Raw genomic sequence first — 19,288 nt, 5'->3', positions numbered from 1 at the left:
CCGGCGGGTCGGCGGGTCAGCGGAGCACGGTGGCCAGGATGACCTTCCCGCCGTCCGCCGACTCGCGCACCGTGACCTCGTGGGACAGCCGCTGGACCATCGGCCAGCCGAAGCCGCCGGTGCGGCCCGACAGGTCGGGCGTACGGTCCTGCGGGTGCGCCGGGCTGGGATCGGTGACCCGCACATGGACGCCCGTACGGTCCGCGGTCAGCCAGAGCGCGGTGACGGCTCCGGCGTGCCGGACGGCGTTGGTGACCAGCTCCGTCACGAGGAGCAGCAGGTTCTGCACCACGTGCGCGGCCGGCGCCGGGTGGAGCCGTGCGACGAAGCTGCTGACCGCGTCCCGTGCGTCGGCGGCCTTCTCCGGCCGGCATACGTAGTCCGCGCGGGTCTCCCCGTCCGGCGAAAGTGTCATCAGCATGCGGTCGTTCATGGCGGTCACCCCGTCGCGTGAGCTTTCTGGCTGAAGTCCGGATACCCCCGTATCGGCGTTTCATGGAGATCCGCCTCCCCCGGTGCGGGTGAACCGGCCCGGTCACGCCTCAGCTGGCGCCCCTGAACCGGTCCCGCCGGACGCGGTGGGCCAGGGTGCGGCGCACGGAGGCGGATCCCGTGGCGGTCACGTCCGCCGGGACGTCGAGTCCGCGGCTGATGACGTCGTACGCCGTCCGGTAGCCGCCGGGGAGCTCCGCACGGTGCAGTCGCAGGTCCTCCTCGACGAGGCGCCGCAGTGCGTCCACGTCCGAGGGCGTTAAGCGCTTCCTTCCCCGGCCGACGGCATCGTCGAAGCGGGTACAGCAGGCGTCGTGGTGGAGGGTCTCGGAGATCGCCTCGGCCAGACCCCATAGCGGCGACGTCACCTTCCGCGAGACCACGACGATCTGCCTGGAACGGCCGGCCGGCACGGGGGCGGCCGTCGAGATCATCGACACGGACCCCGCCCCCTTCCTCGCCACCGTCGGCCTGCGCGTCGACCCGGCCCCGTACGGCAGCGGAGTGGAACTCCGCTGCGAGGTGGAACCCGGCCCCATGCCCCCTGCACGCTGCAGGGCGAGCTCCCGGCGGCCCGGGTGCACGAACTCCAGTAGCTGCTTCCGGGGCTGCCCCGGGGTGAGGGAATGCTGGAGTCGGCCTTCGACGGCCACCGCCCGGTGACCTGTTCGGTCCCGGACCGACCGCGCACCGACCACGACCCGCTGCACCGCGAGGAGTACCTGCTGCGCACGGTGCGGCGGGTCGCCGGTTGAGGCCGCTACTTCAGGTACGGGCCCGCCGCGCGCCGTGTCGAGCCGGAAGCCGTCGACGCCCATGTCGATGTACTTGTTGTACGCGCCGATCAGGAGCGGGAGTCCTCGCCCTCCCAGTTCCCGATCCAGCAGTTGTGGTAGAGAGCTTTGGGGAACATCCCCGAAGTGGGGCTCGGCCACTGGCAGTTGTAGATCCGGTAGCCCTCCGGTGAGGTGTGCCCGGTGGGCGTGCCCCAGCCCACGCAGGTGTTGCCCGTAGGCTCGGCCGTGGACCACAGGTCGCCGTTGTAGTACGACTTGCCGGACTTGGGCTCGATGCTGAGGCCGTCGTACGCGAAGCCGTCGTTCCTCTCGTCGTAGAACCAGCTCCACTGGGTGTCGCGCACCCCGTATGCCGTCGGGGTGAACAGGTCCTTGGCGCCCCAGCGCGAGGAGTGGTTGTGATCACGTCCTGGTAGATCTACGCCGCTGGGCACCGACCCCCGCAAGGACCCGATCTACTTCGTGCTGACCGCCCGCTTCAACGACGGCGACCCCACGAACAAGGCGGTGGCGGGGGAGGACTCGGCCGAGACGTTCCCGGCGGCGTCGACGGCCCGGACCGTGTAGCCACGGTGAAGGACCGCACGGTGACCGCCACGGCGAAGGACCCCTGCGCCGCCGAGGAAGCGGACACCGAGGGACCCACCGCGCCCGCCGCGGTGAAGGCCGCGGCCGACGGGGTGTCCGTCCTGGTGAGCTGGGTGAGCCCGGCCGGGAGGGTGTAGTCGCCGCCGTTGTTGTCCCAGACCCCGTTGCCGTTGTTGAACGCGGCCTGGAGGCCGGTGGAGCTGCCCACGTCCACGGTCCGCCGCACCCAGCCGGTGCAGGCCGCCTCCATGCCGACGCCGGGGACCGTCGTCCAGGCTCCACTGTGCGGGCGGTAGTGCAGGTTGACGGTGGACCAGCCGACGCTCGATGTCGCGTAGTAGACCGAGGCGCTGTTCGGCCCCGCGGGGTCCGGCTCCTCGGGGCCCGTGCCCGCGCACGGGTCGCTGTGCGCCACGACCCCGTCCTCGACGGTGATGTTCCCGGTGCCCAGGTTCGTAGTTCTTGAACCCTGACGCGCCTCGGGGTTCGGCGAGTGAATACGATCCGGCGGAAATTTCTGCCGGAATATTGCTGCAAACTCTTGCGGGGTGGAAGTTACCGGTGCATGACAGGCCCGTAAAGGGATCGGGCAGGACCGGCTCTTCGGAATGGGCCGCCGGGCGGAGGCGTTCGCACGGTCATGACCTTCTCCGTTGATGTGACCGTGCGCGGCTACGAGCTCGACACCCAGGGCCATCTGAACCAGGCCGTCTACCTCCAGTACGCGGAGCACGCCCGCTGGGAGCTGCTGCGGGCCGCCGGGCTCCCGCAGGAGAAGCTGCTGGCCGACGGGATCGGCCCCGTGCAGCTGGAGGTCACCGTGAAGTACCGCCGCGAGCTGCGGGGCGGGGAGAGGGTACGGGTCACCTGCCGCTTCGACTACGGCACGGGGAAGACGTTCACCCTGGCCCAGCAGGTCATCAAGGAGGACGGCACGGTGGCCGCCGAGATCACCGGGGTGGCCGGCGTACTCGACCTGACCGAACGCCGCCTCGTCCCGGACCCGCAGGGGCGCCTGGCCGCACTGGCCGGCAACCCGGATCTGCTGACGGGCTGAGCCCGGGCGGGGAGGGCGGCCGCCTCTTCCCTCACGGGCGGGGGCGAGGTGGGACGCCCCTTCCCTCACGGGCGGGGCGTCCACCGCTGGCCGGCGGTGGGGCGCCTGGTCAGACGGGGGTGCCGACGACCAGGTGGTCGCCGGGGATGCCGGCCTTGTCGGGCGCGTAGTAGTCCTTGATCCCGGCGACCCACGTCTCCACCCGGATCCGGTCACCGTCGGTCGGCTCGAACGCGTCGAAGAGCGCGTCGATGTTGGCGGGCTCGAACCCGATCGCCGTCATCAGCGCCATGAACAGGGGGCGCTCGATCAGACCGTCGCCGTCCGGGTCGCCGAGCGCGGCGAGCGCCTCGGCGAACACGGCGATCGTCGCGTCGAACCGCTCAGGCGACAGCACACAGGCGGTGAACTCCTCGAAGCTGATCTCGCCGTCCCCGTTGGCATCCAGCTCGGTGAGCAGGGTCGTCCAGTACCGCCGGAACGCACCTCGCATCGCGTCCTTCGCCGCCTGGTCCGAGGCGTGCGCCTCGCGTACGACGCGGTCGGCCATGAGTTCGAAGTCGTCGGCCTCCAGGACCCCGTTGGCGTTGGCATCGAACAGGGAGAAGACGAGCGCGACCCGTCGGGTGGCCTCAGTGGTCATGAATCCGTCACCTTTCGCCGTGCGGTCCCGCCGACCGGAGCCCGGTCGGCCCACCCACTGTCCGGCCGGAGGTCGGCGGGCACGGCGAAAGCCGTATCCCTTTCACCTGAAGGGCGTAACCACCTCGCGTAAACGTCGAGTTGAGGCAGGCAGCGAGGCGCAGTGCCCCCGCACGCCCCGGCACGGGCCGTGGACGACCGCGTCGTGCCGGGGGACGAACTGCTCTGAACCGAGGCCTTCCGGCGGATCACCGGGCTGACCCCGGGGACGTTCCGACCGGAGTTCACGCCCTGAGCAGGCGGAGGCCGAGATCCGCCGCCTGAAGGCCGGCGAGGTCGCCGTTGCGTTCGGCCCACCGGCCGGAGGCGAGGTCGTCGCCGAGGCTGCGTACCGCACGCCCCTCCGCCTCCGGCCCGACCCTCGTCCGCACCGACATCGCACGGCGCACGTGCTCCTCCAGATATGCCTCCGGCCGGCGCCAGTACGCCTCGAACAGGCCGTCGGCGCAGTCCCACGGGACGGGCACCGGCTCGTACAGCCGTGCACCGAGCATCTCCAGCTGCTCCTCCGGTGTCACCTGAAGTCCCTTGGCCCGTGTCAGGAGTTCCCTGTCGATGGCCGTCACCATCGCGTCGGCGCGATCACGACGCTCCAGCAGCATTCCGCGCAGCCGGTGCAGGTGCGCGACCGCGTCGGCCGACGGGTCGTCGACCAGTTCCGCGATCTCCCGCAGTCCGAAGCCCAGCCGCCGATAGGCCAGCACCTCACGCAGCCGTTCCACGTCGCCCGCCGCATAGGCCCGGTACCCGGCCGCGGTCCGCGCGGACGGCCGGACCAGCCCGATCTCGTCATAGTGATGCAGCGTGCGGACGCTCACGCCGGCCAACTCGGCGACGCGTCCCACGGTCCAGTGTTCTTCCGCGCGCCGACTATGCGGCCTGACGCCACGTGAGGGTCAAGAGCCTCATGCCCAGCCTCCCTGCCCGCCTCCCCGCCGAGGAACTGACCCGTACGCTCGGCCTGCTCCCGCAGTTTCCGGGCGGCGGCCGAGGGCGTCACCGTCTCCGCCCTCATGGGCCGGGGCCGCCACCCACACCGGTCCAGCACGCTGCACGCCGCCGGTTCCCCGGCCGAGGTGCTGACCGAGGAGACCGCCCGCGCGGTCTTCGGTCCGGAGAGCCGCCTCATCGAGGACCCGTCCCGGGCCGGCCCCTGATGCTCCCGATCGGCCGCCACCACGCCCGGGAGACAGCCGCCGCCCGAGCAGGCCCTCAGAAGCCGAGCAGCGCGGAGCCGTACCAGTCCGAGGCGTCGGCCACCCCCGGCAGCGCGAGGAAGTAGCCGCCGCCCGTCGTGGTGCTGAAGTCGGCGAACCGCTCGCCCTCCAGCCGCTTCTGCACGGTCGCGAACTGCCTGGCGATGTCCCGCTGATAACAGCAGAAGACCAACCCCACGTCGAGCGTGCCGTCGGGCGCGAGGCCCCGGTCGATGTTGTAGCTCCGGCGCAGCAGGACCGAGTCCTCGCTCCCGGGGGTCCGCGGATTGGCCCGGCGGATGTGCGACTCCAGCGGTGTGATCCGGCCGTGCGGGTCCCGCCCGTAGTCGGGCAGGTCGCTCTCCTCGCGTCCGTCGAGCGGCGCCCCGGTCGACTTGCGCCGACCGAAGATCCGCTCCTGCTCATCGAGCGGGACCCGGTCCCAGGCCTCGGCCCGCAGCCGGATCGTGCGCAGGACCTGGTAGCTCCCGCCGCGTGCCCAGCCCGGCCCCTCCGGCCGCCCGACCCAGACCAGCCGGTCCATCTCCCGCGCCGACGCCGTGTCCGGGTGCGCGGTGCCGTCCTTGAAGCCGACGAACGACCGCGGCGCGCCCTCGGGACGAGGCGGGTTCAGGAAGCCGTCGGTCCGCCACCGCGTCCGCAGCAGCCCTGAGGTCTCCCGGGCCAGATCCCGTACGACATGGAGGACGGCGTCCGGATTCTCAGCACAGACCTGCACCGAGAGGTCGCCGTGACAGCTTCCCGGTTCGAGCCGGTCCCCTGGGAACTCCGGCATCGGGACGAGTCCGGGCGGCAGCGCGTCCTCCAGCCCGTACCGTCCGTCGAACAGCGAGGCCCCCACCCCGACGGTGATGGTCAGCCGGTCCTCCGGGCCCCGCACCGCCGCCACTTCCGGGTCCAGCGGTGTGACCCCCGCCGTCAGGACGCGGCACCGCTCGGTCAGCTTCTTCAGGAGCGCCGCCAGCTCGGCCCGGTCGTGCGCGAGCACGTCGAAGGCGGCGAAGCCGCCGAACCGCTGCTGCCGGGTGAGGATCCCCGCCTGATGCGCACCGTGGAACGGCACCCGGCCGTGGCCGGAGCCGGCCGCCGGCGTGCCGGAAGCGGCCCCCACCGCCACCGTGCCGGTCAGTCCCGCGACCCCCACGACACTCGCGGCCGCCCGTACGAAGTCCCGTCGGCCGGGACACGCATCCCGGCGCTGGTCACTTTCCGTCATGGCCGTTCTCCTTCCGGGATCTTGGCGGTCGGCTCCGTCTCCTGAGCCAACCGCTCGGAACGCCAGCTCAGCACGGTTTCCTCGTGCGGGAGGGATCGCTTGGGCCGGGCGGCCGAGCGCCGGGGCGTACGCCCCTCTGATCGGCTGACTGCGGAGGGTGAGTGACATGTTTCCCGGCTCGACGGGGGACACAGGGGAGGTCTGTTCCCGGGCCGGAGCCGGGACGCCCTGAAACCCCGAACCGGTCATTGGGAGAACCTCGGTGGAGAACACCTCGGTCCGACACGCATCAGTGCACGACAAGGACCAGAACGCCTCGGTGCGGGACAAGGAGTCCGTACGGAGCTGTCCGTTCGACTTCGCACAGCAACTGGAGTTCGACCCCCAGCTCAAGGAACTGCTCACCGAGGAGCCCGTCTCCCGCATCCGCATGGCGTACGGGGAGGGCGAGGCATGGCTCGTCACCCGGTACGAGGACGTCCGGACGGTCACCACCGACCGGCGCTTCAGCCGCAGTGCCGTACTCGGCCGGGACTTCCCCCGGATGACCCCGGAGCCGATCGTCCAGGCCGAGTCCATCAACCTCATGGACCCGCCCGCCAGCAGCCGGCTGCGCAGCCTGGTCGCCAAGAGCTTCACCCCGCGCCGCGTCGAGCAGATGCGCGAGGGGACCCAGCGGGTCGTGGACCGGCTGCTGGACGGGATGGAGGACGAAGGCTCGCCCGCCGACTTCGTGGCCCGGGTCTCCTCGCCGCTGCCGCTGATCACCATCTGCGAGGCCCTCGACATCCCCGAGGCCGACCGCCCCTGGCTGCGCGCCCACGCCCTGACGATGATGAACGTCGGCGCGGCCGGCAAGGAGGACGCCGTACGGGCCAAGGCCGAACTGCGCGGCTACTTCACCGAGCTGACGGCCGAGCGCCGCCGCTCCCCGGGCCAGGACCTCATCAGCACCCTGGCCACGGCCCGCGACGGCGAGGAGCTCCTCGACGACAAAGAACTGGCCGTCATGGCGATGGTCCTGCTCATCACCGGTCAGGACACCACGACCTATGAGCTCGGCAACATCGCCCACACCCTGCTCACCCGGCCCCAGCTCCTGAAGACGCTCCAGGCCGAACCGGAGCGACTGCCCCGCACCATCGAGGAGCTGCTGCGGCACATCCCCTTCCGCAAGGGCGTCGGGATCCCCCGCATCGCCATGGAGGACGTGGAGCTCGGCGGGGTCGCCATCAAGGCGGGCGACGTGGTCCACGTGTCGTACCTGACGGCCAACCGGGATCCCGCCAAATTCGACCGCCCCGACGAGCTGGACCCCGACCGGCCCTCCATCCCGCACATGACGTTCGGCTGGGGCGCCCACCACTGCCTCGGCGCGCCGCTCGCCACCATGGAACTGGAGGTGGCCTTCTCCACGCTCCTGGCCCGCTTCCCGGCCCTGCGTCTCGACGCCGCGCCCGAGGACATCCGGTGGAACACGACGTCCATCTGGCGTTACCCGCTCGCCCTGCCCGTCACATGGTGACGAGAGCCTCCGCTCCCAGATACGAGGAGAACCCATGGCGACCCTGTGCCGACCGGCCATCGCTGTGCCCGAACACGTCATCACGATGCAGCAGACCCTGGAGCTGGCTCGGGAGACCCACTACGGACACCCCAAGCGCGACCTCGTCCTGAGGCTCATCCGGAACACCGGTGTCCAGACCCGCCACCTGGTCCAGCCGATCGAGGAGACTCTCAAGCACCCCGGCTTCGAGCTCCGCAACCAGGTGTACGAGGCCGAGGCCAAGACCCGGGTCCCCGAAGTGGTGCTGGAGGCCCTCGCCAACGCCGAGACCGCCCCGGCCGACATCGACCTGATCGTCTACGTCTCCTGCACGGGCTTCATGATGCCCTCGCTGACGGCCTGGCTCATCAACACCCTGGGGTTCAGACCCGAGACCAGACAGCTGCCCATCGCCCAGCTCGGCTGCGCGGCCGGTGGCGCGGCGATCAACCGGGCGCACGACTTCTGCCGCGCTTACCCCGATTCCAACGTCCTCATCGTCTCCTGCGAATTCTGCTCGCTCTGCTACCAGCCCACCGACATCGGCGTCGGATCGCTGCTCTCCAACGGCCTGTTCGGGGACGCCATCTCCGCCGCCGTCGTCCGGGGGCAGGGCGGCACCGGCATGAAGCTGGAGCGCAACGGCTCCCACCTCGTGCCCGACACCGAGGACTGGATCTCCTACGCCGTCCGCGACACCGGATTCCACTTCCTGCTCGACAAGCGTGTGCCCGGCACCATGGAGATGCTCGCGCCGGTCCTCAAGGACCTGGTCGACCTGCACGGCTGGTCGGTGCCCGACATGGACTTCTTCATCGTCCACGCCGGCGGCCCGCGCATCCTGGACGACCTCTGCCACTTCCTCGACCTGCCGATGGAGATGTTCCGCTACAGCCGGGCCACCCTCACCGAACGCGGCAACATCGCCAGCTCCGTCGTCTTCGACGCGCTCGCCCGCCTCTTCGACGACGGCGGCGCGGCCGAGTCCGCACAAGGTCTGATCGCCGGATTCGGACCCGGCATCACCGCCGAAGTGGCGGTCGGCAGCTGGGCGAACCACGACCCCGACCGGGAACTGGCCGACCTGGAGCTCACGACGGGCGTTGCGCTGTCCGGCTGAACCCGTGTTAAGGCGCCGTACGGGCGGGGACGAAGGACCGGGTATTCGCGCTTCGCGGCTGCGCACCCGCACCGCGAACGAACCCCACCCGAGGAGACACGTATGCGCCTGCGCGCCCGCTGGGCCCCGGCCGCCCTGCTGCTGATCGCCCCGCTGATCGGCACCACCACCCCGGCCACCGCGGACACCGGACCGGAAGGGGTCCCGGTGGAACGGTCCGCCCGCGCCGTACCCGGACAGTACATCGTCACCCTGGAGCCCGAACTCTCCCCGGACGCCGTCCTGGAGGAGTTCGGGCTCCGCCCGTTGTTCACGTACGGGAATGTCCTGCACGGGTTCGCCGTCACCCTCACCGCCACCGAACTGGAGGCCGTCCGGGCCGTCCCCGGCGTGCTCGCCGTCGAGGAGAACGCCGAAGTGGCCGTGGAGGCGCCCCGGGCCGGTGGTCGCTTCCGGGCGCCCGCGACCACCTGGGGCACCGACCGGATCGATCAGCGCGCCCTGCCGCTGGACGACACCTTCACCACCACCGCCACGGGTGACGGCGTGAAGGTGTACGTCGTCGACACCGGGATCGACGCCGCGCACGCCGAGTTCGGGGACCGGGTCGTCAAGGGCTACGACGCGGTCGGCGACGGCCGTGACGGGCAGGACTGCAACGGCCACGGCACCCATGTGGCCGGCACCGTCGGGGGCTCCACCTCCGGGGTGGCGAAGGACGCGTCCCTGGTCGGCGTGCGGGTGCTGAACTGCCAGGGGCGCGGCACCTGGGCCGGCATCATCGCCGGGTTCGACTGGGTGGCCAAGGACGCGGCGGCCGGCTCCACCCCCGCCGTTCTGAACGCCTCGCTCGGCGGGGCCCGCTCCCGGGCCGTCGACGCGGCGGTCGAAGCCGTCGCGGACGCGGGCGTCCTGCCGGTCGTGGCGGCGGGCAACGACGACAGCGACGCGTGCGACGTCTCCCCGGCCGCGGCCGACGGTGTGGTCACGGTGGGCGCGAGCGACCGCCAGGACCGGGAGACCGCGTTCAGCAACTGGGGCTCCTGTCTCTCGCTCTACGCCCCCGGCGCCGACATCGTCTCCGCGAATCTCGGCGGCGGCACCGTCGCCCTGAACGGCACCTCCATGGCCAGCCCGCACGTCGCGGGAGTCGCCGCCCTCTACAAGCAGGACAATCCCTCGGCCACGCCCGCCGCCGTCACGAGTTGGCTTACCGGCACCGCCACCCCGGACGTCCTCTCCGGCCTCGGCCAGGGTTCGCCCGATCTGCTGCTCCACACCGGAGGCCTCTGACACACCACCAGGTGGGGCCGGTGAGCGGTGATCGCGGTACACGATCCGCTCACCGGCCCGCACCATCCGGCTGTCGGCGGAACGGTAAACGGTCTCTCGTTTCCCTGCCTCTCTCCGAACAGTAGAACGCGAATCCAAGCCGTACTGGGTGAAGAGTCGCGTTCTCCGGCTACGGAATGTGCCCTCCCGCGCGCCGCGATCCGGCCGCTGCCCGTTCGGTCGCCGAGGCCACCGGGGCAGCCGGCGGAGGAGGACACCGAGCGTTCGAAATTCTTCCTGGAGGGCGGCCGGACCGCCGCCTCCCGGCTGCTGGAGCGGGGCGTCACCGCCATCACCTGCGCCTGTGACCCACTGGCGCTGGGCGCGGTCCGGGCGGCCCGCAGGCGCGTGGCCTCGGGGTGCCGTCGGACGGTCACTCCGTGTCCGGCACGATCGCGGGGCGGCAGGCGTTGCGGCAGAGTAGGCAGCATGGACGACCTCAACGCACTCGCCGATGAGCACCTGACCGCCGCCCGCGCGTCCGCGCACGGTCGCAGCGCGCATCTCCTCATCCAGGAACCGCCTCTGCGCCAGACGGTGATCGCCCTCACCTCCGGCTCGGCGCTCGACGAGCACAACGCCCCGCCCGCCGCCTCCCTCCTCGTGCTGCGCGGCACGGTCCGCCTCACCGCCGACTCCGGCGACGCCGAGCTCCCGGCCGGCACGATCCACCCGATCCCGCAGGAGCGGCACGGGCTGCTGGCGCTCCAGGACGCGGTGGTCCTGCTCACGGCCGTCAACAACTGACCGCCGTAGACGATTCACGGAGCATCCGGGAAGGCCGTACGGCCCGGACAGGTGTGTCCGGGCCGGGACGTGGCAGGAGAGGATCGAGGGAAGCCGGGGCGTCCGACGGACGAGCACCCCGCCCGCCGCGTCCGACCACGTCCCCGGAGAACCAGCTTGCCCACCCAGACCGCCACAGCCGCGGAGCGCACCGACCCCGCCGCCGGGGGCCCTCGCGCGCCGCGCCGCTGGCTGACCGCCCTGCGCCGCACCCCTCTCTCGCTGTGGAACGACGACATCACCGACTGGGCCGCCGCCCTCACCTACTACGCCAACCTCGCGCTGCTCCCGGCCCTCCTCGTCACCGTCTCCGTGATCGGCCTCGCCAACCCCGACGCGACCACCGCCCTGATCGCCGACATCACCGCCTTCGCCCCCGCCGAGTCCGGGGAGGCTTTGCGACGCCCTCTGGAGGCCGCCACCGAGAAGCGCTCCGCCGTCTGGCTGCTCGTCGCGACCGGATCCGTCAGCGCCGTGTGGTCCGCGTGCAGCTACCTCGCGGTCTTCCGCCGCGCGATGCACGCCATGCACGGCGTCCGGGACAACCGCCCGCCCCTGCGCCAGGCGCACGTCATCGTCGTCTCGGCGATCGGCCTGCTCGTCCTCCTGATGACCAGCGCCCTCGCCCTCGTCCTGACCGGCCCCCTGGCCCGCTGGCTCGCCGGCCGCGTCGGCCTGCCCCACGAGGGCGAGACCCTGTGGGTGGTCCTGAAGTGGCCGGTGCTGCTCTGCCTCGTCGCCTGCCTGATCATGGTCCTCTTCAGCACCGGCCCCCGCTCCGCGCGCGGCGTCCGCCGGGGCCTGCCCGGCGGCGTGCTGGCCGCGTTCCTCTGGCTCACCGCATCGGCGCTCTTCGCCCTCTACGCGACCCAGGTCGGCAGCTACAGCAGGCTCTACGGCTCCCTCGCCGGCCTGGTGGTCTTCCTGATCTGGGTCTGGTTCGCCAACCTGTCCCTGCTCGCCGGCGCCCAGTTCAACGTGGAGCTGGACCGCCCGCACCCGGTGCGCGAGCCGGAGGAGGCGCCCGCTACGGCCGCAGGATGAGGCGGACCGGATCGCCCTCCTTGGTCTCCATCCGCCGCACCGCCGTCGCCGCCCCCTCCAGCGGCAGTACGCCGGTGATCGACCGGGAGAAGTTCAGGCGCCCGCCCTCGGCGAGCCGGACGAGCTGCGCCACATGGTGCTCCTCGGAGCCGTAGTGCCCCAGGATCCGGTGCTGGAGGTAGCTGAACCGGGTGGAGTGGGTCACCGTCAGCGGCTGGTCGCTCAGCCCCACCAGCACCAGGCGCCCCTTCGGCGCCAGCACGCTCAACGCCTGCTCGCGGACGGCGGGAACGCCCGCGAAGTCGAAGGCCGCCTCCAGGCCGCCGCCGCCCGTCGCCCCGAGCACCTGCTCGTGCAGCAGCGGGTCGCCGGAGTCCAGCGCCAGGTCGGCCCCGAAGTGCAGGGCCCGGTCGCGGGCGGCGGGGGCCGGGTCCACCGCGATCACCGGGTACGCGCCCACGGCCCGCAACAGCTGCACGGCGTGCGCCCCGAGCCCGCCCGCCCCCCAGACCCCGACGGCCTGCGCCGGGCGTACGTCACCGGTGACGGTGACGGCCGCCCAAGGGGTGGAGACCGCGTCCGGGATGATCGCCGCCTGGTCGAGGGGGAGCGTGAGGGGCAGGGCGACCAGGGTGGCGGCGGAGGCGAGGGCGTACTCGGCCCAGCCGCCGTCGTAGTCGACACCCCGCGTGTGGGTCCGGCCCCCGCGCCGCTCGCCCGCCTGGAGGACCACCCGCTGCCCGGCGCTCCAGCCGCCGGCACCGGGCCCCAGCGCCTCGACCGTCCCGGCCACCTCGTGGCCCAGGGTGACGGAGTCGCCCTCCAGGTACATCGGCGTGAGCGTGCCGTCCACGAGATGCACATCGGAGAGACAGACCCCGGCCGCGCCCACCTTCACCAGCACCTCGCCCGGGCCCGGCACCGGCTTCGCCACCTCCTCGACGGAGAGCGTGCGGGTGGGCAGGTGCAGGCGCACGGCGCGCATGCGGTCCATGGCGGGTCCTTGTCGTGGCGGCGTGACGGTTCACTCCGGTCGCGGGCGGGACCCGGCCGGTCAGACCTTCGAACGGTATCCGGCCACGATCGGCATCGTCTCGCGCAGCACCCGCACACTGTCGTTCGAGGCGTCGCCGAGCCGGTGCCCCTTCCAGCCCCCCACTGCACTGGAGAACCGGCTGATGCGCTTGCAGTGGGCGCCGCACGAGGCGCGGTACGCCATGATCGTGTAGTACCGCCCGTCCTCGGTGATCCAGCCGGTGTTGTACGGGCGGGTGCGGCTCACGTTCATCGACCCGCCGGTGTCCGACGCCAGTGTCGTACGGTCGTGGGCCAGGCCCAGGTTGTGCCCGATCTCGTGGCTCGCCGAGTCCAGCTCGATCCCGTCGACCTCGACGACCGCATACGCGTACTCGTGGGTCGAGCTGTCGAGGGCGGGCGTGTAGTCCGCCGTGCCGCCGCCCCGCTCCGACCGCTCCACGACGAGCGTCACCAGATCGGCGCCGTACCGCTCACGCTGCTCGTGCACCTGGCGCCCGAGCCCCGAGGTGTGGTCCTTGAGCACGGCGTACGCGGCGCGGAACTCCTCCGAACCGTCGTAGCCCTTCGCCGTGTACGGATGGACGACCCGGATGATCCCGCAGAGCCCGTCCGCGGCCAGCGAGCGGTTCATCCGGGTCGCGAGCCGCTGGGCCGACGCAGGGACCCGGTGCTCGCCGCCGAGCCGCTCCGCGGCCTTGGGGGTGTGGACCACCAGCACGTCGATCACGGGACATCTCATCGCTGTCGAAGCCGCCGCCGGAGTGGCCGGGGCGCTCGCCGACGTGTCGGTGAGGAACGGGGCGGCACACAGGGACGCGGCGATGCCGACGGCCAGAGTCGCTTTCAAGAGAGGTGCACGCATGGGGAGTTGTCTCCATCCGGAGAGAGCGGGCGGAGGGGGCTGCCCTGATTACTGAACGTGCTCCTTTCTAACACTCGGTGAATTCGTCCGCCCGTCGCGTCGCATACCGGGTGGTACGCAGGTGGGTGCCGGGTCGAGGGGTGCGGCGGTGACCAGGTGGGCAGGTACACGTGTACGAACTCGCACAAGCGGTACGGCAGTCGGTGGTAGAGGGGCGTGTGTGGCGTGACGGAACAGAGCGAATGGCGTTTCTCCGACGACCGGGGTCAGCTGTCGACGGCACCCCGGCGGCCCGAGCGGGTGCTCGCCTACGTCCAGGCCGGAGCGACGCTGTGGGGCCTCGGCATCCGGCCGCAGGCAATCTTCGGCTCCGACCACGACGGCCCCGACCCCGACAGCGCCAAGACCGGGACGCTCCCGCTGGATCAGGTCCCGTACGTCGGTGCCGGAAGCTCGCTGGACGTGGAGCGGCTGCTGAGCGGCCGGCCCGATCTGGTGGTCGCGGTGAGCTACGGCAACGGCCCTGTGTACGGGCTGGCGCCGGAGACCGCCAAGCCGCTGGAGGAGCGGGTCCCGGTCGTCGTCATCGATGTGAGCCAGGCCCGTACGTTCGAGGAGATCGGCGACCGGTTCGCCGAACTGGCCCGCTCGCTCGGCGCCGAGGACCGCGCCGACGCGGACGCCGACCTCGACGCCGCCCGGGCGCGGCTGCGGACGATCACCGCCGCCGGCCCGGCCGGCGCGCCCCGCGTGCTCGCCGTCTCCCCGGCCGGATCCGACCAGGCCCACGTCGCACGCCCCAGGATGTGGCCCGAGCTGCGCGTCCTCACCGGGCTCGGCGTCCACCTGGTGGAGCCGGCCCCGGGCCCCGGGGCCAACTGGTCCACCCTCGACCGGTCGGATACCTTCGCGCTGCGCCCCGATGTGATCCTCACCGACATCCGCGCCCACGCCTCCCCGCTCGACGAGCTGGGCTGGGACGGCGGGGGGCCGGTCGTGCCGTGGAACCCGGAGCCGCTGTACGGGCCCCGCGACCACGCCCGCTTCCTCGGCCTGGTCGCGGACGCGCTGGAGGGTTAGGGCCTACTCCGTCGGCACCAGCCCGTCGGCCACGAGCCCGGCGAGGACCGCCTCGCCGAGCGCGTGCACGGCGGACTGGGGTCGGACCATCACGGTGAACTCCTTGATCCGCCCGTCCTCGGCGAGATGGACCAGGTCGATGCCGTGGATCTCCTTGCCGTTAACGGTCGCCCGGAAGAGCAGGACCGCGGCCGGTGCCTCGACGCCGTCCACGCTGGTCTGTGCCGCGCCCGCGAGCTCTCCGACGTAACGGAAGTCCTCGAAGGTGCGCAGGAGGACCCCGAAGACCCCCACCACCATGGGCCGCCCCTCGAACGGGGTGAACTTCACCGGGCTGTAGAGCCGGATGTCCTCCGCGAAGAGATCGCCCAGGGCGCTGAGGTCGCGGGTGTCGACGGCCGTGCGGAAGCGGTTTACTGCGGCGGTCATGACGTCTCCTCGAAGGCTGGTGTTCACGAAAGTGACTAGTCATGAATATGAGTAGTCACTTTCATGACTATCATGGGCCACGAACTCCTGGACAGGGGTGGGTGGACATGAGAGGGGGCGGTCCGATGGCCCTGCGTCACGCCGTGCTGGCGGCGTTGCTCGACGAGGAGCTGAGCGGATACCAGCTCGCCAAGGCGTTCGACGTGGGCGTCGCGAACTTCTGGCACGCGCAGCCCCAGCAGCTGTACGCCGAGCTCACCAAGCTGGAGAAGGAAGGCCTGGTCGCCGGCCGCGAGGTCGTGCAGGACGCCCGGCCCAACAAGCGCCTCTTCCGGGTCACCGACGACGGTCTCGCCGAGCTGGAGCGGTTCGCGGCGGTCACCGCCAAGCCCTCGTTCATCCGGGACGATCTGCTCGTCAAGGTCCAGGCGGCGGACCATCTCGACGCCGCTGAGCTGATCGCACGTCTCGCCGAGCGGGCGGAATTCGCCGAGGCCAAGGTCGCGCAGTTCGAAGCGCTGCTGGAGGGGATGCGCGGCGACCGGCCGGAGGGGGAGTTCCTGCGGCACGGCGAGCGGATCGGGCCCTATCTCACGTGCCGCCGCGGACGGGACTTCGAGCGTGCCAACCATGACTGGTGCCAGGAGGTCATCGCGGTCCTGCGGGCGCGGTCCGCCTGACGGGACGGCCCGGCGCAACTCTCCAAAAAATATTCTGCAAAAATTCTTTGGGAAAGCCTGCGAGCTGTCCTACGCTGCTGCCATGGACAGCGAACCCACCCGCCGCGTACTCGATCCCGACCGCGACGGAGCCGCGCTCAAGGCCCTCACCCACCCCTTGCGCATCGAGTTGCTCGGGCTGCTGCGGCAGCACGGCCCGGCTACCGCCAGCGAGCTGGCCGCGCGGACGGGCGAGTCCTCGGCCTCCACCAGCTACCACCTGCGGGTGCTCGCCAAGTACGCGTTCGTCGCCGAGGCCGACCACCGCGACAGCCGCGAACGCCGCTGGAAGGCCGTGCACACCCTCACCTCGTGGAGCAACGAGGCCATGCACCGCGCACCCGGCGGCCGGGCCGCGCTCAGCGCGCTCCGCCGCCGCCAGCTCGAACACCTGGAGCGCTCGCTGGCCCGCCACGAGGCCGACCTGGAGAGTGGCCGACTCGACAGCGCCTGGCAGGAGCCGTCGGGTCTGAGCGACGCCCTGCCCCGGCTGACCCCCGAGTCGCTGGCCGAGCTGTGGGAGGCGGTCGAGGCGAAGACGGCCGAACTGACCGCCCGCGACGAGGGTGACCCCCGCGCCGAACAGGTCGTGGTCTTCACGGCCGGGCTTCCGCTGGCACCGGAACCCGCCCCCGAGGCGGAGGGGAACGCCTCGTGAGCGGCAGAACCGCAACCCCGGAGCCCGGCGGCGACGCGTCGACACCGAGGTCGCCCGCTCCCACCGGGCGTGGCCTCGACCCGCTGACCGCGCGCCGCCGGTTCGCCATGGTCTCCTTCCTCTTCTGGCTCCCCATCGGCATGTCCATCGCCACCGGGGTGCTCCTCTTCACCGACCGGGGCATGGGCCTCGCCGCCATCGCCGGCTTCTTCGCCGTGCACTCCCTCACCGCCGCCGCGATGGAGCTGCCCACCGGCGGCCTCTCCGACGTCATCGGCCGCCGCGCCGTCCTGGCCACCGCCGGGCTGCTCAACTGCACCGCCTTCACCCTCTTCGGCCTTGCCGCGACCGCCTGGGCCATCACCCTCGGCATGGCCCTGATGGGCTGCGCCCGCGCCCTGTCCAGCGGGCCCGCCGAGGCCTGGTACGTCGACACCGTCCACGCCCACGCGGGCCCCGACGCCGACATCCGTACGGGCCTGGCGCGCGGCGGCTCCGCCATGTCGGCCGCCCTCGCGCTCGGCACCCTGCTCGGCGGCGGGCTGCCGTGGCTGCTGGGCCGCGGCCCCGGTGTGGGGGAGTGGCTGACCGACGCGACCGGCGGGCTCGTCATCCCGCTCTCCGTGCCCGCGCTCCTCGGCGCGCTCGTCGAGATCGTCTTCGTGCTGTACGTGGTGAGCGCCCTGCCCGAACCGCCTCGGCCCCGGGCCACCCTGCGTGGGGTCGTGGGCGGCGTGCCCGCCGCCATCGCCGCCGGGCTCCGGCTCGGCGCCCGGAACACCGTGATCCGGCGCCTCCTGCTGACCGCCAGCACCACCGGGGCCGCGCTCGCGGCCGTCGAACTGCTCACCCCGCGCCGGGCCGCCGCCCTCATGGGGACGGCAGAGTCCGGTGCCGTGGTCTTCGCCGGGCTCGCCTGCGCGGGGTTCGTTTGCTCCGCCGTCGGCAGCCAACTGGGCCCTTTCGCCGCACGGTTGGCCCGCAGCAGTGGGCGCGCGGTGCTGGCGGGCCGCGGGGTGGTGGTGCTGGGGCTCACCCTGCTCGGCGTCACCACCGGCTCGACGAGCGGCTCCGCCACGGCGGCGGCCGTCACCGGCTACGCGCTGGTCTACCTGGGGCTGGGTGTCGCGGCCCCCAATGCCAACGACCTGCTGCACCGCCGGGTCGACGCCTCGGGCCGCGCCACCGCCCTCTCCGTCCAGTCGCTCGCCCTGCAACTGGTCGCCGCCGGTGCCGGACTGGCCGTCGGGATTTTGCCGCTCGGCCCGCTGCCCTGGCTGCTGGCCGCCGCCGTCGTGCTGGGTGGAGCCCTGCTCTGGGTGCGTCGGGCCGACGGGAGCCCGCAAGGGGACCTGGCCTCCGCGCTGCCCGTTCCGGCCGGATCGGCGTCCGAACGGTGACCGGCCGGTGCCCGATGCCCGGGGCGGCTTCCGCCCGAGGGACCGGATCGGGCTCAATGGGTGCACAGGCCGGGGCACCCACGTCACAGCAGTTGAGGAGATCCACCCCCATGCTCGACCACAGCGAACTGCTGGTCGTCGGCGAATGCGTCGCCGACATCGTTAGGCAGCCGGATCAGGAGGACAAGGTCCACCCCGGCGGCAGTCCCGCCAACGTCGCCTACGGCCTGGCCCGCCTCGGCCGCCGCGTCACCCTCCTCACCCAGCTCGGCCCCGACGCCAACGGGCGGCTCATCCGGGACCACCTGGCCTCCGCCGGCGTCACCGTCCGTACCGACGGCTCCGCGACCACCACCCCGTCGGCCGTCGTCACCCTGGACGGGTCCGGACAGGCCTCGTACGCGTTCGACATCGCCTGGACCCTCGCCCCGGTCGCCGTCGAACCCGCTCCGGGCCATGTGCACACCGGCTCGATCGGTGCCGTGGTGGAGCCGGGGTCGGGCGCGGTCCTGGACGTCGTGCGCGCCGCCCGGGCCACCGCGACCGTCAGCTACGACCCCAATGTGCGGCCCGCCCTCATGGGCGACCACGCGGCGGCCGTCGCCCGGGTCGAGGAGTGCGTCGCTCTGAGCGACCTGGTCAAGGCGAGCGACGAGGACCTGGCGTGGCTGTACCCGGGGGAGGAGCCGGAGAAGGTCGCCGCCCGCTGGCTGGAGGGCGGGCCCGCCGCCGTCCTCGTGACCCGGGGCGGCGACGGGGCCCTGGCCGTACTGCCCGGCGGGCGGATCACGGTGGAGGCCGCGCCGGTCGAGGTGGTGGACACTGTCGGCGCGGGCGACGCGTTCATGTCGGGCACGCTCCACGCGCTCGCCGCGCACGGGCTCCTCGGCGCCGGGGTGCGGGAGCGGCTGCGCGCCGTGGACCGGGACACCGTCGCCGACGTACTGCGCCACGCGGTGGCCTCCGCCGCCGTCACCGTCTCCCGGGCCGGCGCCAACCCGCCCGACGCGGCGGAGCTCCGGGAGGCGCTTACCCGTGACGGCGCTTCCGGAGGCGCTCACCCGTAACTGACAAACCGTCATGACCCGTTCGGCCCAGTCGAACGCACCCTCGCCAGGCGTCCCGCCGTTCGTCAACCGTTCGCAGTATGACAACGGGATCGGGGTAGCGGGTGGCGAGCAGCAGACGGGCAGTGGGCACCGGGG

22 protein-coding genes and 1 pseudogene are annotated in these 19,288 nt (G+C 72.3%); 13 read left to right on the top strand and 10 right to left on the bottom strand.

Translation table 11 applies throughout. From position 1 onward, the window contains the following. Positions 1-16 precede the first annotated feature (16 nt). Both AMK21_RS23405 and AMK21_RS23400 read right to left on the bottom strand, forming a co-directional pair. The gene (locus AMK21_RS23405; RefSeq protein WP_073881162.1) at positions 17-433 is read right to left on the bottom strand and encodes an ATP-binding protein; all 417 of its coding nucleotides are present in this window, start codon (positions 431-433) and stop codon (positions 17-19) included. Between the two features lie 109 nt (positions 434-542). Beyond that, positions 543-932 carry a hypothetical protein gene (locus AMK21_RS23400; protein ID WP_199863271.1) on the bottom strand — a complete coding sequence of 130 codons (390 nt, stop codon included), beginning with the start codon at positions 930-932 and terminating at the stop codon, positions 543-545. Here AMK21_RS23400 and AMK21_RS33840 point away from each other — a divergent pair. After that, a pseudogene (locus AMK21_RS33840) lies at positions 853-1,247 on the top strand (GTP-binding protein); the annotation flags it as partial. The gene AMK21_RS23400 and the pseudogene AMK21_RS33840 sit on opposite strands and share 80 nt — an antisense overlap. An 89-nt stretch (positions 1,248-1,336) precedes the next feature. Here the strand turns inward: AMK21_RS33840 and AMK21_RS37175 are convergent. Beyond that, positions 1,337-1,723, bottom strand: coding sequence for a hypothetical protein (locus AMK21_RS37175; RefSeq protein ID WP_420712520.1), 387 nt, complete (start codon positions 1,721-1,723; stop codon positions 1,337-1,339). A gap of 44 nt (positions 1,724-1,767) precedes the next feature. Further along, positions 1,768-2,292 carry a carbohydrate binding domain-containing protein gene (locus AMK21_RS37170; RefSeq protein WP_073881030.1) on the bottom strand — a complete coding sequence of 175 codons (525 nt, stop codon included), beginning with the start codon at positions 2,290-2,292 and terminating at the stop codon, positions 1,768-1,770. Between the two features lie 225 nt (positions 2,293-2,517). Between AMK21_RS37170 and AMK21_RS23380 the strand changes: the two genes are divergently transcribed. Continuing rightward, positions 2,518-2,934, top strand: coding sequence for an acyl-CoA thioesterase (locus tag AMK21_RS23380; RefSeq protein WP_073881028.1), 417 nt, complete (start codon positions 2,518-2,520; stop codon positions 2,932-2,934). A gap of 109 nt (positions 2,935-3,043) precedes the next feature. On the opposite strand, the gene AMK21_RS23375 is transcribed toward AMK21_RS23380, so the two are convergent. Both AMK21_RS23375 and AMK21_RS23370 read right to left on the bottom strand, forming a co-directional pair. Beyond that, positions 3,044-3,577 (bottom strand): EF-hand domain-containing protein, encoded by a 534-nt coding sequence (locus tag AMK21_RS23375; protein WP_073881026.1) that lies wholly within the window; start codon positions 3,575-3,577, stop codon positions 3,044-3,046. A 283-nt stretch (positions 3,578-3,860) separates the two neighbouring features. Then, the gene (locus tag AMK21_RS23370; RefSeq protein WP_073881025.1) at positions 3,861-4,481 is read right to left on the bottom strand and encodes a MerR family transcriptional regulator; all 621 of its coding nucleotides are present in this window, start codon (positions 4,479-4,481) and stop codon (positions 3,861-3,863) included. Positions 4,482-4,649: 168 nt separating this feature from the next. Between AMK21_RS23370 and AMK21_RS37165 the strand changes: the two genes are divergently transcribed. After that, positions 4,650-4,793, top strand: coding sequence for a hypothetical protein (locus tag AMK21_RS37165; protein WP_374194592.1), 144 nt, complete (start codon positions 4,650-4,652; stop codon positions 4,791-4,793). Positions 4,794-4,848: 55 nt separating this feature from the next. Here the strand turns inward: AMK21_RS37165 and AMK21_RS23365 are convergent, their stop codons facing one another. Beyond that, positions 4,849-6,069 carry a Dyp-type peroxidase gene (locus tag AMK21_RS23365; RefSeq protein WP_420712519.1) on the bottom strand — a complete coding sequence of 407 codons (1,221 nt, stop codon included), beginning with the start codon at positions 6,067-6,069 and terminating at the stop codon, positions 4,849-4,851. A 262-nt stretch (positions 6,070-6,331) separates the two neighbouring features. Here AMK21_RS23365 and AMK21_RS23360 point away from each other — a divergent pair, with 262 nt between their 5' ends. The 5 genes from AMK21_RS23360 to AMK21_RS23340 all read left to right on the top strand — a co-directional run bounded on the left by AMK21_RS23360 (position 6,332) and on the right by AMK21_RS23340 (position 11,897). Further along, complete coding sequence (locus AMK21_RS23360) at positions 6,332-7,594, top strand: cytochrome P450 (RefSeq protein ID WP_079181234.1); 1,263 nt, start codon at positions 6,332-6,334, stop codon at positions 7,592-7,594. A 19-nt stretch (positions 7,595-7,613) separates the two neighbouring features. Continuing rightward, positions 7,614-8,735 carry a type III polyketide synthase gene (locus tag AMK21_RS23355; protein WP_267893933.1) on the top strand — a complete coding sequence of 374 codons (1,122 nt, stop codon included), beginning with the start codon at positions 7,614-7,616 and terminating at the stop codon, positions 8,733-8,735. A 102-nt stretch (positions 8,736-8,837) separates the two neighbouring features. Continuing rightward, the gene (locus AMK21_RS23350; RefSeq protein ID WP_073881023.1) at positions 8,838-10,028 is read left to right on the top strand and encodes a S8 family peptidase; all 1,191 of its coding nucleotides are present in this window, start codon (positions 8,838-8,840) and stop codon (positions 10,026-10,028) included. Positions 10,029-10,496: 468 nt separating this feature from the next. After that, on the top strand, positions 10,497-10,814 hold the full coding sequence (locus AMK21_RS23345) for a cupin (RefSeq protein ID WP_073881022.1): 318 nt from the start codon (positions 10,497-10,499) through the stop codon (positions 10,812-10,814). A gap of 156 nt (positions 10,815-10,970) precedes the next feature. Beyond that, complete coding sequence (locus AMK21_RS23340; protein ID WP_073881021.1) at positions 10,971-11,897, top strand: YihY/virulence factor BrkB family protein; 927 nt, start codon at positions 10,971-10,973, stop codon at positions 11,895-11,897. On the opposite strand, the gene AMK21_RS23335 is transcribed toward AMK21_RS23340, so the two are convergent. Together AMK21_RS23335 and AMK21_RS23330 are read right to left on the bottom strand one after the other, a co-directional pair. Continuing rightward, positions 11,881-12,891 carry a zinc-binding dehydrogenase gene (locus tag AMK21_RS23335; RefSeq protein WP_073881019.1) on the bottom strand — a complete coding sequence of 337 codons (1,011 nt, stop codon included), beginning with the start codon at positions 12,889-12,891 and terminating at the stop codon, positions 11,881-11,883. The two genes, AMK21_RS23340 and AMK21_RS23335, sit on opposite strands and share 17 nt — an antisense overlap. Before the next feature lie 60 nt (positions 12,892-12,951). Next, complete coding sequence (locus tag AMK21_RS23330) at positions 12,952-13,797, bottom strand: M12 family metallo-peptidase (protein ID WP_073881017.1); 846 nt, start codon at positions 13,795-13,797, stop codon at positions 12,952-12,954. Between the two features lie 225 nt (positions 13,798-14,022). Here AMK21_RS23330 and AMK21_RS23325 point away from each other — a divergent pair, with 225 nt between their 5' ends. Then, entirely contained in the window at positions 14,023-14,877 is an 855-nt protein-coding gene (locus AMK21_RS23325) for an ABC transporter substrate-binding protein (RefSeq protein ID WP_073881015.1), read from the top strand. A gap of 3 nt (positions 14,878-14,880) precedes the next feature. Here AMK21_RS23325 and AMK21_RS23320 read toward each other — a convergent pair whose 3' ends face one another. After that, positions 14,881-15,306 carry a nuclear transport factor 2 family protein gene (locus AMK21_RS23320; protein WP_073881013.1) on the bottom strand — a complete coding sequence of 142 codons (426 nt, stop codon included), beginning with the start codon at positions 15,304-15,306 and terminating at the stop codon, positions 14,881-14,883. 125 nt (positions 15,307-15,431) lie between these two features. Between AMK21_RS23320 and AMK21_RS23315 the strand changes: the two genes are divergently transcribed. The 4 genes from AMK21_RS23315 (at position 15,432) to AMK21_RS23300 (ending at position 19,150) form a co-directional block, all read left to right on the top strand. After that, positions 15,432-15,986, top strand: a complete 555-nt coding sequence (locus tag AMK21_RS23315; protein ID WP_073881011.1) for a PadR family transcriptional regulator — start codon at positions 15,432-15,434, stop codon at positions 15,984-15,986. Between the two features lie 82 nt (positions 15,987-16,068). Continuing rightward, positions 16,069-16,683: a winged helix-turn-helix domain-containing protein gene (locus AMK21_RS23310; RefSeq protein WP_073881009.1), complete on the top strand. Its 615-nt coding sequence runs from the start codon at positions 16,069-16,071 to the stop codon at positions 16,681-16,683. Beyond that, positions 16,680-18,083 carry an MFS transporter gene (locus tag AMK21_RS23305; RefSeq protein ID WP_073881007.1) on the top strand — a complete coding sequence of 468 codons (1,404 nt, stop codon included), beginning with the start codon at positions 16,680-16,682 and terminating at the stop codon, positions 18,081-18,083. The genes AMK21_RS23310 and AMK21_RS23305 overlap by 4 nt, the downstream gene beginning before the upstream one ends. A 110-nt stretch (positions 18,084-18,193) precedes the next feature. Next, positions 18,194-19,150, top strand: a complete 957-nt coding sequence (locus AMK21_RS23300; RefSeq protein WP_073881005.1) for a carbohydrate kinase family protein — start codon at positions 18,194-18,196, stop codon at positions 19,148-19,150. Positions 19,151-19,288 lie beyond the last annotated feature (138 nt).

This window comes from Streptomyces sp. CB00316, assembly GCF_001905595.1.
GTDB lineage: Bacteria > Actinomycetota > Actinomycetes > Streptomycetales > Streptomycetaceae > Streptomyces.
Note: the sequence above shows the minus strand (reverse complement) of the source record. Positions and strands in the feature narration are given on the sequence as shown.

Coding starts and splice junctions, on each gene's coding strand:
- AMK21_RS23405 (WP_073881162.1), bottom strand. CDS start 433: ATGAACGACCGCATGCTGATGACACTTTCGCCGGACGGGGAGACCCGC.
- AMK21_RS23380 (WP_073881028.1), top strand. CDS start 2,518: ATGACCTTCTCCGTTGATGTGACCGTGCGCGGCTACGAGCTCGACACC.
- AMK21_RS23375 (WP_073881026.1), bottom strand. CDS start 3,577: ATGACCACTGAGGCCACCCGACGGGTCGCGCTCGTCTTCTCCCTGTTC.
- AMK21_RS37165 (WP_374194592.1), top strand. CDS start 4,650: ATGGGCCGGGGCCGCCACCCACACCGGTCCAGCACGCTGCACGCCGCC.
- AMK21_RS23365 (WP_420712519.1), bottom strand. CDS start 6,069: ATGACGGAAAGTGACCAGCGCCGGGATGCGTGTCCCGGCCGACGGGAC.
- AMK21_RS23350 (WP_073881023.1), top strand. CDS start 8,838: ATGCGCCTGCGCGCCCGCTGGGCCCCGGCCGCCCTGCTGCTGATCGCC.
- AMK21_RS23345 (WP_073881022.1), top strand. CDS start 10,497: ATGGACGACCTCAACGCACTCGCCGATGAGCACCTGACCGCCGCCCGC.
- AMK21_RS23335 (WP_073881019.1), bottom strand. CDS start 12,891: ATGGACCGCATGCGCGCCGTGCGCCTGCACCTGCCCACCCGCACGCTC.
- AMK21_RS23330 (WP_073881017.1), bottom strand. CDS start 13,797: ATGCGTGCACCTCTCTTGAAAGCGACTCTGGCCGTCGGCATCGCCGCG.
- AMK21_RS23320 (WP_073881013.1), bottom strand. CDS start 15,306: ATGACCGCCGCAGTAAACCGCTTCCGCACGGCCGTCGACACCCGCGAC.
- AMK21_RS23315 (WP_073881011.1), top strand. CDS start 15,432: ATGGCCCTGCGTCACGCCGTGCTGGCGGCGTTGCTCGACGAGGAGCTG.
- AMK21_RS23310 (WP_073881009.1), top strand. CDS start 16,069: ATGGACAGCGAACCCACCCGCCGCGTACTCGATCCCGACCGCGACGGA.
- AMK21_RS23300 (WP_073881005.1), top strand. CDS start 18,194: ATGCTCGACCACAGCGAACTGCTGGTCGTCGGCGAATGCGTCGCCGAC.